This window comes from Telluria sp. AIW5, from assembly GCF_056680575.1.
In genome coordinates this window covers 1526020-1541305 of record NZ_CM155289.1, presented here as the reverse complement: position 1 = coordinate 1541305, position 15286 = coordinate 1526020, and the positions used below count along the sequence as shown (strand labels likewise).

The window sequence follows — 15286 nt, the reverse complement described above, 5'->3', positions numbered from 1 at the left end:
TTCACCAATTTCCGATTTACCTCCACGACCAAGCGGTAACGCGACGCACACGTCCGCGTGGGCGCGGGGCGCCCACCCTACGGGTAATCACAGCCCCGCCGCCGCCTTCATCAGGTCGAACACGTGGGTGTTCTCCATCGTCCCCCGGAACGGCGCCGAGCCCGCCCCTGCGGCGTACAGCTTGACGTCGCCGCCGCCATGCGATTCGGCCGGCCAGCGCACGCCCGCCTCCTGGTGGTAGTCCGGCGCCAGGGCCGTGGCGCTGTCGACGTCGGCGCGTACGTCGGGCCGGTTCGGGCCGTTGCCGAACATGAGCGTCGTGAAGGTTTTGCCGTCCGCGTCGCGGGTCGGCTCGCCGGTGGCGTAGCCGCGCACGATGTCGAGTACCGGATTGCCGCGCTTCGGGTAGCCGCTCAGGACCATCGTGTGGTCGTGGTCGGCGGTGACGACGATCAGCGTGTTGTCCAGGCCGGGATCGATGGCGCGCATGCGGTCCAGGGCCGTCTGGATCGCCTCGTCGAACGCGACCGTTTCGATTAATGCATTGCGCGCATTCGTCTCGTGCAGCGCGTGGTCGATCTTGCCGCCTTCGACCATCAGGAAGAAGCCGTTCGGATTGCTTGATAGCAGCTCGATCGACTTGGCCGTCATCTCGGCCAGCGTCGGCTGCTCCGGACGGCGCTTCGAGGCGTAATCGAGATGGCTCTCGGCGCTGTACAGGCCGAGGAATTTTTGTCCAGGCCGGCTCGAGGCCATGTCCGCGCGCGTGTTCGCCACAAAATAACCGTGCTGCCCGAATTCCTCGACCAGGTCGCGCCCGTCGCCGCGGCCCTTCGGATTGCGCCTGGCGTCAAACGGCGTGAAGTGGTTGCGCCCTCCTCCCATCAGCACGTCGACGCCGTCTTTCAGGCGCGCGTTGTAGCCCGCGCCGCCGGGCGTGATTTGCTGCGCGATGCTGTAAGCCATGTCGCGGTCGCAGACGTGCGAGAAGGTCGATGCCGGCGTGGCATGCGTGAGCTCCGTGGTGGTGACGGCGCCGACCGCCTTGCCGGCCGCCTTGGCCAGTTCCAGGATCGTCATCGGCGAACTGCCGTTGTTCGCGCCGCAGCGGTCGATGGATGCGTTGCCGTGCGCGTCCTTGCCCGCTGCGACCGGTTTCGCGTCCTTCATCGAAATGACGTCGTTGTTGATCTTCACGCCGGTCATGTAGGCGCCCATCGAGGGCGCGCTGTCGGTCACCTGCGCGTCCGCCGAATAGGTCTTGATGCGCGCCGTGCGGTCCAGGCGCTCGAAGTTCAGGAGGCCGTCTTCGCCCTCCTTGAAGATGCGCGCGGCAGTGATCGTGGTCGGACCCATGCCGTCGCCGAGGAAGAAGATGATGTTCTTCGCTTGCGGTCTGGCGACAGGCGGTGCGGCCTGGGCATTGAAACCGCAGCAGGCTGCCAGCAGCAGCGTGGAAAGGAGCGTTCTGGTCATCGGATGCTTTCTGGCGGCTGGGCTCACAGGCCCGCCGCGTTCTTGATCAGGTCGAACACGCGGGTGTTGTCGATCGTCCCGCGAAACAGCTCGGCGTTGGCACCGGCCGCGCCGAGGTAGACGTCGGCGCCGCCATGGGTCTCGCTGCCCGGCTTCGTGCGCACCACGGCTTCCTGGTGGTAGTCGTCGCTGGCTGCGATGGCGTCGGTGAGTTGCACATCCTTGCGGCCGCCCTGCACGCGGTGTTCGCCGGTGCCGAAACCGAGGATCGTGAACGGGGCGCCATCCTTGTCGAGGCGGACTTTTCCGTCCGGGAGGCTGCGCACCAGGCCCAGCACGCCGGGATTGGCCGGCGTCGTCTTGCCGGTGCGCGGCGAGTAACCGTTGATGAGCAGGGTGTGGTCGTGGTCGGCGGTGGCGACGATCAGGGTGTTCTTCAGGCCTGGGTCGAGCTTGTTCATCTTGTCGAGCGCGGTCTTGATGGCGGCGTTATAGCTCACCGTCTCCTGCAGCGCGCGCTTGGCAAGCGTCGCGTGCAGCGCGTGGTCGATCAGGCCGCCCTCGACCACCAGGAAGAAGCCGTTCGGGTTGTTCGCCAGGATGTCGATCGCTTTCGACGTCATCTCGGAAAGCAGCGGCTGCTGCACCGGATCGCGCGCGGCCTCAAAGGCGAAGTGGTTCGGGGCGAACAGGCCGATGACCGGCTGCGCGTTCGGCGCCAGCGCCTGCAGCTGCGCCGTGTTCGAGGCAAGGCGCCACCCCTTGCCCTGCAGTTCGCCAAGCAGATTGCGTCCGTCTGCGCGCTTGCCGCCCGCCTCCACGGGCGCGAACTGCTGGGCGCCGCCGCCGAAGACGAGATCGAGGCCGCTCTTGCCGAGGGCCGCGTTGTAGCCGGCGCCGCCCGGCACCAGCGCGGCGGCGATGTCCTGTTCCAGCTTGCGGTGGCAGGCGTGGGCATAGGTGGCGGCGGGCGTCGCGTCGGTGACGCTGGTGGTGGTGACGACGCCGGCGGCCATGCCGCGCGCTTTGGCCAGTTCGGCCAGGGTCGGCACCGCGTGTCCATTGTTGCAACGGCTGACGGTGCGCTTGCCGTCGACGGTCGGCGCGATAGCCCGGGTGTCGGTCGACATCGAGATCACGCCGTTGTTCTGCTTTACGCCGGTCATGTAGGCCGACATCGAGGCGGCGCTGTCGGTCACTTGCGCGTCGTTCGAGAAGGTTTTGACGAAGGCCGATTCGGGCAGCGTGTCGATCGTCAGCTCGCCGTCTTCGCCGACGGCGTAGATGCGCGCGGCGGTGAGCGTGTTGATGCCCATGCCGTCGCCGAGGAAGAAGATGACGTTTTTCGCCTGGCCGGCGATGGCTGGGCGCGGATTGACGGCGGCCGGGCCGGTCGAGGCGCAGCCGGCGAGCGCCGCCAGCAGGCACGCGGCGGCGAGGGTGTTCATTCGCATGATGGGATTCGTAGCGGGAAAGCGGGAAGTCTACACCGCAAACAAGGCGTGTGGCGATGTTGATATGTTGCGGAGTTGTTGACGCGTAGGGAGGGCTGGGGTCAGGTCTGACATTCGGACACGACCTCTGCCTTACGCGGCCTGATATTGTTGAGGCCGTGTCTGAATGTCAGACCTGACCCCGGCTTTTTCTACCGCGATGCCACGGATACCGGATTGAACTCCCACTTCTTCCACGCCGCCAGCACCGCATTCGGATACTGCGGCTGGCCCCGGCTGCCGTTGTAGCGCCCCAGCGCCAGGTACAAATTGCCGCGTTCCATATCGATGTACATGCGCAGGATCGAGCAGCCATAGCGCAAATTCGTCTGCATGTGGAAGAGTTTGCGGCGGTCGTTGTCGCCGATCACCTTGGTCCAGAACGGCATCACCTGCATGTAGCCGCGGGCGCCGGCGATCGACACCGCGTACTTGCGGTAGGCCGATTCGACCTGGATCAGGCCCAGCACCAGGCCCGGGTCGAGCCCGGCGCGGGTCGCTTCGTACCAGGCCGACTCGAGGAATTCGGTGCGCGACTGCTCGTCGGGCAGGCGCCTTTTGAGGCGCGACGACATTTCGGTAAACCACTGCTGGTAGCGCACCCGCGCCGCCTCGTCGCGGAAAGCGGGTTTCGGCGGGCGGGTGTCGGCGATGGCGTTCGACAGCGCCAGGCGCACGGCGTCCGCCATCTCCTCTTCCTTCTGGTTGCCGGCATGCGCGCTCCCGCCCGCGGCGATACAAGCCGCGAACAGCAGGCTGCCCAGCCAGGACAGCGCCCGGCTGTGGAAACCCTGCACCATCACTGGCCCAGCTTGCCCTTGATGAAGCCGACCATCTCCGCCACCGGCACCGCCGTGGCTTCGGAGTCGCGGCGGCCCTGGTATTCCAGCTTGCCTTCCTTGAGGCCGCGCTCGCCGATGACGACGCGGTGCGGCACGCCGATCAGTTCCCAGTCGGCGAACATCGCGCCCGGACGCAGGCCGCGGTCGTCGACGATGACGTCGACGCCGGCCGCTTCCAGCTCGGCGTACAGCTTTTCGACCTGTTCCTTGACCATCTCGCTGCGGTCCATGCCCATCGGGCACAGCACGAGCTGGAACGGCGCCAGCGCGTCCGGCCAGACGATGCCCTTGTCGTCGAAATTCTGCTCGATGGCCGCGCCCAGGATGCGGGTCACGCCGATGCCGTAGCAACCCATCTGCAGCGGCGCCGGCTTGCCGTTTTCGTCCAGAAAAGTAGCGCCCATCTTCTCGGAGTACGCGGTACCGAGCTGGAACACGTGGCCCACTTCGATGCCGCGCTCGATGGCGAGCACGCCCTTGCCGTCCGGCGACGCGTCGCCTTCGACCACGTTGCGCAGGTCGGCGACGATCGGCTCCGGCAGGTCGCGGCCCCAGTTCACACCCGTCAGGTGGGCATCCACTTCATTCGCGCCACAGACGAAGTCGCTCATGTTGGCCACCGTGCGGTCGGCAACGATGGTTACCGGCAGTTTCGGCGACACCGGACCCAGGTAGCCCGGCACGGTGCCGTAGACTTCCTGGATTTCGGCTTCGGTCGAGAAGCGGTGGTTCGCCAGGCCGGCAAGCTTGCCGACCTTGACTTCGTTGAGCTCATGGTCACCGCGCAGCAGCAGCATGAAATACTGCTTGGCGACCTTGCCTTCGACTTCGCTCTCGACCGTCAGCGCGATGGTTTTCACCGTCTGCGCCAGTTGCAGGCCGAGCAATTCGGCCACGGTTTCGCACTTGGTCTTGCCCGGGGTTGGAACCTTCTTCATTTCCTCGGCCGGTGCAGCGCGCTCGCCGATCGCCAGCGCCTCGGCCGCTTCCATATTGGCTGCGAAGTCCGAGTCCGGGCAGTACACGAGCGCGTCTTCACCGGTGGAGGCGATGACGTGGAATTCGTGCGAGCCGGTGCCGCCGATGGCGCCGTTGTCGGCTGCCACGGCGCGGAACTTCAAACCAAAGCGGTTGAAAATACGGACATAGGCGTCGAACATGACCTGGTAGGACTTCTGCATGCCCTCGAGGTCGCGGTCGAAGGAATAGGCATCCTTCATCGTGAACTCGCGGCCGCGCATCAGGCCGAAGCGCGGACGGCGCTCGTCGCGGAACTTGGTCTGGATGTGATAGAAATTCAGCGGCAGCTGGCGGTAGGATTTGATTTCGCTGCGCACGACGTCGGTAATGACTTCTTCGGACGTTGGCTGGATGGCGTACTCGCGGCCGTGACGGTCCTTGACCCGCATGAGTTCAGGACCCATCTTGTCCCAGCGGCCCGTTTCCTGCCACAGCTCGGCCGGCTGCACGAGCGGCATCAAGAGTTCGAGGGCGCCCGACTTGTTCATTTCTTCACGGATGATGGCCTCGACCTTGCGGATCACGCGCAGGCCGGTCGGCATGTACGTGTAAATACCGGAACCCAGGCGCTTGATCATCCCGGCACGCATCATGAGCTGGTGGCTGACGATCTCGGCGTCGGACGGCGCTTCTTTAAGCGTAGAAATAAAAAATCGTGAGGCGCGCATATCGATGAATTCTTTTTAAAAAGAGAGAGTTATAATCGACCTAATTTTAAAGGATTAGCTGGCTGATGCGTCCAATCTTTGTACAAATGGGTCCGGAACACGCAGCGTCCGCCGTTTTCGTCGTACACGAGGGAAGCTGGCGCGTGGATTTGTAGGTAAAAATGTAAGAGACACAAAAGCCGGCAGAAAGTTTCGAGGTGTCTTATGCTCGATCGGGAAGGGTTCCGCCCCAACGTCGGCATCATCCTGCTTAACGCCAATAACGAGGTGTGGTGGGGCAAGCGGGTGCGCGAGCACTCGTGGCAGTTTCCGCAAGGGGGTATCAAATACGGCGAGACGCCGGAACAGGCGATGTACCGCGAGCTCGAGGAGGAAATCGGTTTGCGCCAGGAGCATGTCAGGATCGTGGGACGCACCCGCGACTGGCTGCGCTATGAGGTGCCGGACCATTTCATCAAGCGCGAGATCCGCGGCCACTACCGCGGCCAGAAGCAGATCTGGTTCCTGTTGCGCATGGTTGCGCGCGACAACGACGTGAATTTGCGCCTGACCGACCATCCGGAGTTCGACGCCTGGCGCTGGCACGATTACTGGGTGCCGCTGGACGTGGTCATCGAGTTCAAGCGCGATGTCTACCAGCGCGCATTGCAAGAGCTGTCGCGCTTCCTCTCCAGTCCGCGCCCCGGCGGACATGGCGAGCGGCGCCACAGCGCGCGCTACCTGCGCCAGCCCCGCAATACGGGCACCGGCAGCGCGGGTCCGGCCAAGCCGGCGGCCAAGGCGCCGCTGGCCGCCGTCGAACCGCAGCTCCTGCTGTCGCCGGACGAGTAGACCGTCGGCCCAGCCGAAAAAAGCAGGCCCGCCACTCCGGTGGTGGCGCCTGCTTTTTTTCGTCTGGGCACGGCAAAGTAACAATTGTGACTAGGACAATTATTTCGATTGCGAAATAGTAAAATTTCCCGCTAGAATCGTCGGATGAACCCGACAAAATCTCTCCTCGCGTTGGCCTTTTGCAGCGCCCTGCTCCCGGCGGCCCAGGCCCAAACCGAGGCGCCGGCCTGCCACTACACCAAGGTGGCGACCCTGCCGCTCCATTACACGGGCATGAGCCTGGCCGTGACCACCGAAGGCAGCATCAACGGCAGTCCGGCCACCATGCTGGTCGATACCGGCGCCTCCGACACGGCCCTGACCACGACCGGCACCGAGCGGCGCAAGCTGGCCATCAGCGGCACCGGGCGTTACACGCGCGGCGTCGGCGGCTCCGCGACCGTCTACCAGGCGCGCGTCGACGAGTTGTCGGCCGGTCCGGCGAAAAGCGGACGCACCTGGATGCGGGTGCTGGGCGACTTCGGCAGCCAGCCCCAGTTCGACGCCATCATCGGCGCGACCTTCCTGCTGCAAACCGACATGGAACTGTCGCTGGCGACGAAGGAGCTGCGCTTCTTCCGCCCTTCGAACTGCGGCGACCGCTTCCTCGCCTACTGGGATCCGGCGGCAATCGAAATCCCGTTCGAGGCGAGCCGCGCCCGCAGCCCGAATCCGCATTTCACGGTCCTGGTCAACGGCCAGAAAATGGAGGCGATGATCGATAGCGGCGCCTCCACGACCCTCATCCGCATGAGCGCGGCCAAGCGTGCCGGCCTGAAGCTCGATGCGCCCGGCGTGACGCGCCTGACCGACATCGTGGGCATCGGGGCCGACCGCGTGGCGCGCTGGAGCACGACCCTGGACAGCTTCCAGATCGGCGAGGAAACCGTCAAGAATGCCGAAATCGGCGTGCTCGACTCGGACATCGGCATCGACGTCCTGCTCGGCGCCGACTTCCTGCGCGCCCACCGCGTGCTGTTCGCCATGAGCCAGAAAAAGCTTTATTTGTCCTATGTAGGCGGCGAGCCCTTCGGCCAGCGGCGCGGGCTCGAACCATGGATCCAGCAGGAGGCCGAGGCCGGCAACAGCGATGCGCAAATGGCGCTGAGCCAGATGTACAACATGGGCCGCGGCGTCGCACAGGACCGGACGCTGGGCGCCAGCTGGCTCGAGAAGGCGGCGCGCGGCGGCAACCCGCAGGCGAACATCGCCACCGGACACGAACTGCTGCGCAAAGGTTTTCCTGAAGACGGCGCCGCGCGCCTGCGCAGCGCGCTCGACAAGCTGCCCTCGAACCGCACGGCGGCCCTGTGGCTCTACCTCGCCCGCGTGCGCAGCAAGCAGCCTGACCTGGCGAAGACCGAACTTGCAGCCAATTTCGCGCGCAACGAAGACAATGCCTGGCCCGGACCGATTGCCGACTTCTACCTCGGCAAGATCACGGAAGAAGCGCTGCTGAAGCAGGCCGGCGCCGACGCGGCCCAGGCCAGGGGGCGCAGCTGCCAGTCCGTGTTTGCGATGATGGAGTGGTACCAGGCGCATGGCAACCAGGAGCGCGTCCAGGCCCTGATCCCGCAACGCAAGTCGGCTTGCCCCCTGCCCCCGGCAAGCACCGGCGCAACGGCGCCGAACCCGGCCGGGGATTGAGCGCCCGGCGGGTCGAGCGCGCGCGGGTCTGGCACGAACCGGGCCGGCGCGCGCTACAATGGCGGCCACGCCAACGTTTCGACCTTCCCCATGTTTACTCCCTCCTCGCACGACGTGCGCCGCTTCTTCTGCGACGCCTGGCGCAAGCAGCGCGCCGGCGAAATCCTGACGCCGATGGACGCCATCGCCGCCGACTGGATCGTCCAGCATCCCGAATACCACGACGCCCTGATGGACGCCGACGCAGCCGTCGCGCGCGACTATTCGGTCGAGGGTGGCGAGGCGAACCCGTTTTTACACCTGTCGATGCACCTGTCGATCGCCGAGCAGGTCTCGATCGACCAGCCGCGCGGCATCAAGGCCGCGCACGATTTGCTGGTCAGCCGCATCGGCGAGCACGACGCCCACCACGAGATCATGGAGTGCCTGGGCGAGATGATCTGGAAGTCGCAGCGCGGCGGCGTGCCGCCCGATACGGACGCGTATATCGAATGCGTGCGGCGGCGCGCGACGCGTTAATCAAACGCTGCATAACGATACAAAAAGAGCGGCCAAGGCCGCTTTTTTGCATCATTTTTACGCAGTTCGCAGGGTGGGCTTCGCCCACGCGGCCGTACTCTTGCACACCGCAGAGCGTGCCGCATTTCGATCATGCATGCGCAGTACCGCGTGGGCAGAACCCACCCTACGAACTGCGGAACGCATGCTCGACCGTGGGGTCACCCCAACTGATCGTCGGCCACGCGGTAACCCGGGTCTTCCAGCACATTCACCTCGATCATGTCCTGCGCCCTGCCGAGCAATTCGCGGCAATCCGGGCTCAGGTGGCGCAGGTGCAGGCGCTTGCCCAACGCCCGGTAGCGCTCGGCCAGCGCGTCGATCGCCTGGATCGCGGAATGGTCCACCACGCGCGCACGCCGGAACTCGACCACCACGTCCTGCGGGTCGTCCTTGGGCGCGAACAGCTCGCTGAAATTCGCGATCGAGGCGAAGAACAGGGTGCCTTCGAGTTCGTAGACTTTCCAGCCCCGGGCATCGACGCCCGTCTTCACGCCGATCTGCTTCGCATGCTGCCAGGCGAACACCAGCGCCGAGACGATCACGCCGGCCAGCACGGCCAGGGCGAGATCGAAGACCAGGGTGATCGCCGCCACCAGCACGACCACCAGCGTATCGGCGCGCGGCACCTTGCCGATCATGCGCAAGCTGCCCCATTCGAAGGTCTTTTCGCAAACGACGAACATCACGCCGATCAGCGCCGCCAGCGGAATCCGTTCGATCCAGTGAGAGCCGAACAGGATGAACGAGAGCAGGAACGTTGATGCCGCGATGCCCGACAGGCGGCCGTAGGCGCCGTTGTTCACGTTGATCATGCTCTGCCCGATCATCGCGCAGCCGCCCATGCCGCCGAACAGCGCCGTGACGACATTCGCCGCGCCCTGCGCCATGCATTCGCGGTTCGGCTGGCCGCGCGTCCCGGTGATCTCGTCGACCAGGGTCAGGGTCAGCAGCGACTCGATCAGGCCGACGCCGGCCAGCACCAGCGAATACGGCAACACGATGCGCAAGGTCTCGAGCTTGAACGGCACGTTCGGCACGGCGAACGACGGCAGGCCGCCGCTGATCGAGCCGAGGTCGCCCACGGTCTTCGATTCAATGCCGAGCAGCGCCGCGCCGATAGTGACGACCAGGATACCGACCAGGGTCGCCGGCACCGCTTTCGTGATGCGCGGCGTGATGTAGATGACGGCCATGGTCGCGGCGACCAGGCCGAGCATCGTGAACAGCTGCGCGCCCGCCATCCACTGCGGAGCGCCGCCCGGCCCGCCCACTTTGAAATGTCCGAACTGGGCAATAAAAATCACCAGTGCGAGGCCGTTGACGAAGCCGAGCATCACCGGGTACGGCACCATGCGGATGAATTTACCGAGCCGGGCTAGCGCGAACAGCATCTGCCACACGCCCATCAGCACGATCGCCGCGAACAGGTATTGGGCGCCGTGTTCGACCACCAGCGCCACCATCACCACGGCCAGCGCGCCGGCCGCGCCCGAGATCATGCCTGGCCGCCCGCCGAAAGCGGAGGTGATGAAGGAGACCAGCACGGCGGCGTACAGGCCGGTCAGCGGAGAAACGTGGGCGACCAGCGCAAAGGCGATCGCTTCGGGAACCAGCGCCAGCGCGACGGTCAGGCCGCTGAGCAGGTTGGTTTTCAGGTAGGCGGGCGAGACGGACTGCAAAATCAAACTCCAGATGGAAGCGCGTGGAGGCGCCGAAAAAATAAAATCCCCCGGAACCGGCCATCAAGGCGGGATCAGGGGGATCCGAATGCTGGTCGCTGCCCGGCATGCGCTTACCGGGTGCCTACTGGGTGCTTATTTGCTGACCACGAGCTGCGACGGCAGCCCCGAAAGGTAAGCGGCGATGTCGGCCATGTCCTGGTCCGACAGCGGCTTCGCAAAGCCGGCCATGATCGGGTTGCTGCGGCCGTTCGCCTTGTCGCCGCCGCGTTTATAGGCCGACAGCGCGTGCGCGATGTAGTCGGCGTGCTGGCCGGCCAGCTTCGGATAGCTCGGGTCGATCGGCTTGCTGAAATCGGCGCCGTGGCAGGAGGCGCAATTATACTTCTTCGTCAGCTCTTCGCCGCGCTTGCCGTCGGCGGCAAAGGCGGAAGAGGCGGCGGTGAACGAGAGGGCGCCGAGGGCCAGCGCGATGATCAGTTTTTTCATGGCGTGGTCCTTACTTGCGGCTCTGGGCGTTCTGCTGCGAATAATAGGCGGCGACGTCGGCGATGTCCTGGTCGGACAGGCTGGCGGCGATGCCCTGCATCGACGGATGCTTGCGGTCGCCCTTCTTGTAGCCGTGCAGCGCGGATTCGATGTATTTGGCCGACTGGCCGCCGATCATCGGCACCCGGTAGACCTCGGGGAAGCTGGCTTTATAGCCGGGAATGCCGTGGCAACCGATGCACATCTCGATCTTGTTCGGCGCTGCCTTCGGGTTGCCGACGACGTCCGCTGCCAGTGCAGTGGACGTCACGGCGGCCAGCGCAAGTACTGCCAAAAGTTTTTTCATGGTGGGAATCGCAAAATTTTTAATCGAATACCGCTACCGCAAAAACAAGTACCAAGCTGTTGATTCTAGCCCAACAAAAGATTGCAGTCTACCAACGTCGTGTGCCCCCTCAGCCAGCCTTGACGTTCTGGCATATACTCGAAATTTATCCTCTTTCCATTGACGCGTATGCAAGCCCATCCCCGTTTCGAAGGCACCGAAAGCTATGTCGCCACCGACGACCTGAAGCTGGCCGTGAATGCCGCCCTGACGCTGCAGCGTCCCCTGCTGATCAAGGGCGAGCCCGGCACCGGCAAGACCATGCTGGCCGAGGAAGTGGCCGCCGCGCTCGACATGCCGCTGCTGCAGTGGCACGTCAAGTCGACCACCAAGGCCCAGCAGGGCCTGTACGAATACGACGCCGTCTCGCGCCTGCGCGATTCGCAGCTTGGCGACGAGCGCGTGCGCGACATCCACAACTACATCGTCAAGGGCGTGCTGTGGCAAGCCTTTACGGCGCCGGAACCCGTGGTGCTGCTGATCGACGAGATCGACAAGGCCGACATCGAATTCCCCAACGATTTATTGCGTGAACTCGACCGCATGGAGTTCTACGTCTACGAGACGCGCGAGATGGTCGTCGCCAAGCACCGGCCGCTGGTGATCATCACCTCGAACAACGAGAAGGAACTGCCGGACGCTTTCCTGCGCCGCTGCTTCTTCCACTACATCAAATTCCCGGACCGCGAGACGATGGCCGACATCGTGCAGGTCCACTATCCGCGGCTGAAGCGGGAACTGCTCGCCGCCGCCCTCGAGAGCTTTTATGCGGTGCGCGACATCCCCGGCATCAAGAAGAAGCCGTCCACGTCCGAATTCCTCGACTGGCTGAAACTCCTGATGGCCGAGGACATCCCGGCCGAAGCGCTGCACAGCAAGGACAACAAGGCGGTCGTGCCGCCGCTGCACGGCGCCCTGCTGAAGAACGAGCAGGACGTGCACCTGTTCGAGCGCCTGCTCAGCATGTCGAGGATGAACCGATGATCCACGTCGAGCCGACCGCGCTCGAATTCAACGGCGTGCGCCTGGAACCGCTCACCCTCGCACACGTCGACGGCCTGCGCCTGGCCGCCGCCGACGGTCAATTGTGGAACCTGCGCGTGACCTCGGTGCCGGAACCGCACCGCACCCAGGCGTACGTGCATACGGCGCTCGAAACGCCAGACCGCATCCCGTTTGCGGTGGTCGATTCCTCGAGCGGCGCCGTGATCGGCACGACCAGTTATCACGACATCCTGCCGGCCGTGGACCGGGTCGAGATCGGCTACACCTGGTATGCGAAAAGCGTCCAGCGTAGTCATGTCAACACCAGCTGCAAGCTGCTCCTGCTGTCGCACGCCTTCGACACGCTCGGCTGCGCGGTGGTTGGTTTTCGCACCGATAATTTCAACCTCGCCTCGCAGCGGGCGATCGAACGCCTCGGCGCGAAAAAGGATGGCACGATCCGCCATCATGCCCTGCGCCGCGACGGCACCGTGCGCGACACGGTCATGTACAGCATCGTGCGCGGCGAGTGGTTCGAGGTGAAGAGCCACCTGCACTATCAACTGACGCGGCACGCTACTTAATCAACATGCTGATCGATTTTTTCTTCGCGCTGCGTAACGCCAAAGTCCCGGTCTCGATCAAGGAATTCCTGACCCTGCTGGAGGCCCTGGAAAAGAGCGTCATCGCGCCCTCGCTCGACGAATTTTATTATCTCGCGCGCCTGGTGATGGTGAAGGACGAGGCCCACTTCGACAAATTCGACCGCGCTTTTGGCGCCTACTTCAAGGGCATCGAGGCGGTGTTCGACACGGCCAGGGGCGAGATCCCGCTCGACTGGCTGATCAAGCGCATGGAGCGCGAACTGACGCCCGAGCAGAAGGCGGCACTGGAAAAATTCGGCTACGACAAGCTGATGGACCGCCTGAACGAACTGCTGAAGGAACAGAAGGAACGCCACGAAGGCGGCAGCAAATGGATCGGCACCGGCGGCACCTCGCCCTTCGGCCATGGCGGTACCAATCCCGAAGGCGTACGCATCGGCGGCGCCGGCCGCAATCGCACGGCGGTCAAGGTGTGGGACCAGCGCTCGTACAAGGATTACGACGACGAGCGCGAACTGGGCACGCGCAACATCAAGGTGGCCTTGCGCCGCCTGCGCCGCTTCGCCCGTACTGGCGCGGCGGAGGAATTCGCGCTCGACGAGACGGTGCGGGCGACGGCCAGCAATGCCGGCTATCTCGACATCCGCATGCAGCCCGAGCGCAAGAACCGGATCAAGGTGGTGATGCTGCTCGACGTCGGCGGCACGATGGACGACCACATCGAGCGCACCGAGGAGCTGTTCTCGGCAGCGAAGAGCGAATTCAAGAACATGGAGTTCTACTATTTCCACAACTGCGTGTATGACTACCTGTGGAAGAACAACCGCCGCCGCCACGCCGAGCGTTTTGATACCTGGGACGTGCTGCGCAAATACCCGGCCGACACGCGCGTCATTTTCGTCGGCGACGCCACCATGAGCCCCTACGAGGTGCTGGCGCCGGGCGGCTCGGTCGAGTACAACAACGAAGAAGCCGGCGCCGAATGGCTGGCGCGCTTTTGCAAGGCCTTCCCGAAATTCGCCTGGCTGAATCCGGAGCCGGAGCATTTGTGGCAGTACCGGCAGTCGATCGCGGTGATTCGCCAGATCATGAACAACCGGATGTTCCCGGTGACGCTCGAGGGGTTGGAGCGGGCGATGCGTTTGTTGAGTAAATAAAGACGCCGCGGGTCATGCACGCGTCACGCGTGGGCATGCCCACCCTACGGATCACATGGGCCGTCACCGAAAGCTGGCGGCGGTGGCGTAACGTAGGGTGGTCATGCCCACGCGTTACGCACGTTTCCAATTGCACGCGGCGGTGAAACATCGCCCGCAAACGTTAAAAACATCGTAACCGGCCGATCATCGAACGCCGCCGGCACAATGCAAACGTTTCGTTCATCGCCCCGCCGCAGGCCGTGCACAGGTCCGCGTGGGCCGTCACCGAAAGCTGGCGGCGGTGGCGTAACGTAGGGTGGGCATGCCCACGCGTTACGCACGTTTCCAATTGCACGCGGCGGTGAAACATCGCCCGCAAACGTTAAAAACATCGTAACCGGCCGATCATCGAACGCCGCCGGCACAATGCAAACGTTTCGTTCATCGCCCCGCCGCAGGCCGCGCACAGGTCCGCGTGGGCCGTCACCGAAAGCTGGCGGCGGTGGCGTAACGTAGGGTGGGCATGCCCACGCGTTACGCACGTTTCCAATTGCACGCGGCGGTGAAACATCGCCCGCAAACGTTAAAAACATCGTAACCGGCCGATCATCGAACGCCGCCGGCACAATGCAAACGTTTCGTTCATCGCCCCGCCGCAGGCCGCGCACAGGTCCGCGTGGGCATGCCGACCCTACGGATCAGCGCCGTCCGTAGGGTGGGCTCCGCCCACGCGGATCACCGCCCGATCAAACGCATCGTCTCAGCGCACTCCCGGCAACGCATTGCGCACCACATACAAGCCCACCACGTCGAGCGCCGTGTGCACCATCATCGCCGCCAGCAGCCCCACATACTGGTAAATGAAGCCCAGCGCCACGCTGGCGCCGAACACCCCCACCGCCTGCACCAGCGTCGCCGTGTTCAAGCGACGGAACTGGTACACCGGCGTATGCGTCAGCAGGAAGACTATCGAGGTGATCCACACGCCCAGCCACGGCTGCAGCGCCGCGCGGAACAGCAGTTCTTCGCCGATCGCCGCAGCCAGGCTGATCCAGATCGGATTCAATCCCGACAAATCGAGCCGGCCATAGGCGGTAATCGTGTTGCGCGTCGCTTCCGACCGCGCAGTCATCCGGAAACTGAGGTAAGAGGCCACCGCCGCCAGGGCCGACAGTCCCAGGCCGTACAGCAATTGCTCGCCAAACGCCATCGGACCGCGGAACACCGACAAGGGTTCTTTTTGGGCGACAAAAATGACCAGCAGTGCGATCAGGGAAAAGACGACACAGGTCAGCACCTGGGCGGTGAGGCGGATGGGCGCGCGCGGTGGCTGCGGTTGTCGGGGAAGCGGCTGGGACATGATGGCGCGTCGGGGAGCGACGAATGGGGAATCGAAAAGGCCGTCTGGCCACGAACGGCGGCCGTGCC

14 protein-coding genes are annotated in these 15286 nt (G+C 64.4%); 6 read left to right on the top strand and 8 right to left on the bottom strand.

Annotated elements, in window-relative coordinates; all coding sequences use genetic code 11:
• Nucleotides 1-87 precede the first annotated feature (87 nt).
• The 4 genes from AC1MEM_RS06850 to AC1MEM_RS06835 form a co-directional block, all read right to left on the bottom strand.
• The gene (locus AC1MEM_RS06850; protein WP_499476203.1) at nucleotides 88-1476 is read right to left on the bottom strand and encodes an alkaline phosphatase; all 1389 of its coding nucleotides are present in this window, start codon (nucleotides 1474-1476) and stop codon (nucleotides 88-90) included.
• Nucleotides 1477-1499: 23 nt separating this feature from the next.
• Entirely contained in the window at nucleotides 1500-2930 is a 1431-nt protein-coding gene (locus tag AC1MEM_RS06845; RefSeq protein WP_499476202.1) for an alkaline phosphatase, read from the bottom strand.
• A 191-nt stretch (nucleotides 2931-3121) separates the two neighbouring features.
• Nucleotides 3122-3769 (bottom strand): lytic transglycosylase domain-containing protein, encoded by a 648-nt coding sequence (locus AC1MEM_RS06840; protein ID WP_499476201.1) that lies wholly within the window; start codon nucleotides 3767-3769, stop codon nucleotides 3122-3124.
• Nucleotides 3769-5499, bottom strand: coding sequence for a proline--tRNA ligase (locus AC1MEM_RS06835; protein ID WP_499476200.1), 1731 nt, complete (start codon nucleotides 5497-5499; stop codon nucleotides 3769-3771). The genes AC1MEM_RS06840 and AC1MEM_RS06835 overlap by 1 nt, the downstream gene beginning before the upstream one ends.
• Nucleotides 5500-5703: 204 nt before the next feature.
• On the opposite strand from AC1MEM_RS06835, the gene AC1MEM_RS06830 reads away from it, so the two are divergent.
• The 3 genes from AC1MEM_RS06830 (at nucleotide 5704) to AC1MEM_RS06820 (ending at nucleotide 8535) form a co-directional block, all read left to right on the top strand.
• Nucleotides 5704-6330, top strand: coding sequence for an RNA pyrophosphohydrolase (locus tag AC1MEM_RS06830; RefSeq protein ID WP_499476199.1), 627 nt, complete (start codon nucleotides 5704-5706; stop codon nucleotides 6328-6330).
• Nucleotides 6331-6474: 144 nt separating this feature from the next.
• Entirely contained in the window at nucleotides 6475-8016 is a 1542-nt protein-coding gene (locus AC1MEM_RS06825) for a retroviral-like aspartic protease family protein (RefSeq protein ID WP_499476197.1), read from the top strand.
• A gap of 90 nt (nucleotides 8017-8106) precedes the next feature.
• A complete protein-coding gene (locus tag AC1MEM_RS06820) occupies nucleotides 8107-8535 on the top strand; it encodes a DUF1841 family protein (RefSeq protein ID WP_499476196.1) in 429 nt (142 codons plus the stop codon).
• 200 nt (nucleotides 8536-8735) lie between these two features.
• Here AC1MEM_RS06820 and AC1MEM_RS06815 read toward each other — a convergent pair whose 3' ends face one another.
• From AC1MEM_RS06815 to AC1MEM_RS06805, 3 genes are all read right to left on the bottom strand, one after another.
• Nucleotides 8736-10256, bottom strand: coding sequence for a SulP family inorganic anion transporter (locus AC1MEM_RS06815; RefSeq protein ID WP_499476195.1), 1521 nt, complete (start codon nucleotides 10254-10256; stop codon nucleotides 8736-8738).
• Nucleotides 10257-10391: 135 nt separating this feature from the next.
• Entirely contained in the window at nucleotides 10392-10745 is a 354-nt protein-coding gene (locus tag AC1MEM_RS06810; protein WP_499476194.1) for a c-type cytochrome, read from the bottom strand.
• A gap of 10 nt (nucleotides 10746-10755) precedes the next feature.
• Nucleotides 10756-11091, bottom strand: a complete 336-nt coding sequence (locus AC1MEM_RS06805) for a c-type cytochrome (RefSeq protein WP_499476192.1) — start codon at nucleotides 11089-11091, stop codon at nucleotides 10756-10758.
• 168 nt (nucleotides 11092-11259) lie between these two features.
• On the opposite strand from AC1MEM_RS06805, the gene AC1MEM_RS06800 reads away from it, so the two are divergent.
• From AC1MEM_RS06800 to AC1MEM_RS06790, 3 genes are read left to right on the top strand one after another with little or no spacing between them, the layout of a single operon-like run.
• A complete protein-coding gene (locus tag AC1MEM_RS06800; protein WP_499476191.1) occupies nucleotides 11260-12114 on the top strand; it encodes an AAA family ATPase in 855 nt (284 codons plus the stop codon).
• A complete protein-coding gene (locus AC1MEM_RS06795) occupies nucleotides 12111-12698 on the top strand; it encodes a GNAT family N-acetyltransferase (RefSeq protein WP_499476190.1) in 588 nt (195 codons plus the stop codon). The genes AC1MEM_RS06800 and AC1MEM_RS06795 overlap by 4 nt, the downstream gene beginning before the upstream one ends.
• Before the next feature lie 5 nt (nucleotides 12699-12703).
• Nucleotides 12704-13876 (top strand): vWA domain-containing protein, encoded by a 1173-nt coding sequence (locus tag AC1MEM_RS06790; RefSeq protein WP_499476189.1) that lies wholly within the window; start codon nucleotides 12704-12706, stop codon nucleotides 13874-13876.
• Nucleotides 13877-14618: 742 nt separating this feature from the next.
• Here the strand turns inward: AC1MEM_RS06790 and AC1MEM_RS06785 are convergent.
• Entirely contained in the window at nucleotides 14619-15218 is a 600-nt protein-coding gene (locus tag AC1MEM_RS06785; RefSeq protein ID WP_499476188.1) for a CPBP family intramembrane glutamic endopeptidase, read from the bottom strand.
• Between the last annotated feature and the right edge of the window lie 68 nt (nucleotides 15219-15286).

Bases quoted from the DNA above. Each gene is read 5' to 3' on its own strand.
- AC1MEM_RS06840 (WP_499476201.1), bottom strand. From the start codon at position 3,769: ATGGTGCAGGGTTTCCACAGCCGGGCGCTGTCCTGGCTGGGCAGCCTG.
- AC1MEM_RS06825 (WP_499476197.1), top strand. From the start codon at position 6,475: ATGAACCCGACAAAATCTCTCCTCGCGTTGGCCTTTTGCAGCGCCCTG.
- AC1MEM_RS06845 (WP_499476202.1), bottom strand. From the start codon at position 2,930: ATGCGAATGAACACCCTCGCCGCCGCGTGCCTGCTGGCGGCGCTCGCC.
- AC1MEM_RS06800 (WP_499476191.1), top strand. From the start codon at position 11,260: ATGCAAGCCCATCCCCGTTTCGAAGGCACCGAAAGCTATGTCGCCACC.
- AC1MEM_RS06835 (WP_499476200.1), bottom strand. From the start codon at position 5,499: ATGCGCGCCTCACGATTTTTTATTTCTACGCTTAAAGAAGCGCCGTCC.
- AC1MEM_RS06820 (WP_499476196.1), top strand. From the start codon at position 8,107: ATGTTTACTCCCTCCTCGCACGACGTGCGCCGCTTCTTCTGCGACGCC.
- AC1MEM_RS06785 (WP_499476188.1), bottom strand. From the start codon at position 15,218: ATGTCCCAGCCGCTTCCCCGACAACCGCAGCCACCGCGCGCGCCCATC.
- AC1MEM_RS06805 (WP_499476192.1), bottom strand. From the start codon at position 11,091: ATGAAAAAACTTTTGGCAGTACTTGCGCTGGCCGCCGTGACGTCCACT.
- AC1MEM_RS06810 (WP_499476194.1), bottom strand. From the start codon at position 10,745: ATGAAAAAACTGATCATCGCGCTGGCCCTCGGCGCCCTCTCGTTCACC.
- AC1MEM_RS06850 (WP_499476203.1), bottom strand. From the start codon at position 1,476: ATGACCAGAACGCTCCTTTCCACGCTGCTGCTGGCAGCCTGCTGCGGT.
- AC1MEM_RS06830 (WP_499476199.1), top strand. From the start codon at position 5,704: ATGCTCGATCGGGAAGGGTTCCGCCCCAACGTCGGCATCATCCTGCTT.
- AC1MEM_RS06795 (WP_499476190.1), top strand. From the start codon at position 12,111: ATGATCCACGTCGAGCCGACCGCGCTCGAATTCAACGGCGTGCGCCTG.
- AC1MEM_RS06790 (WP_499476189.1), top strand. From the start codon at position 12,704: ATGCTGATCGATTTTTTCTTCGCGCTGCGTAACGCCAAAGTCCCGGTC.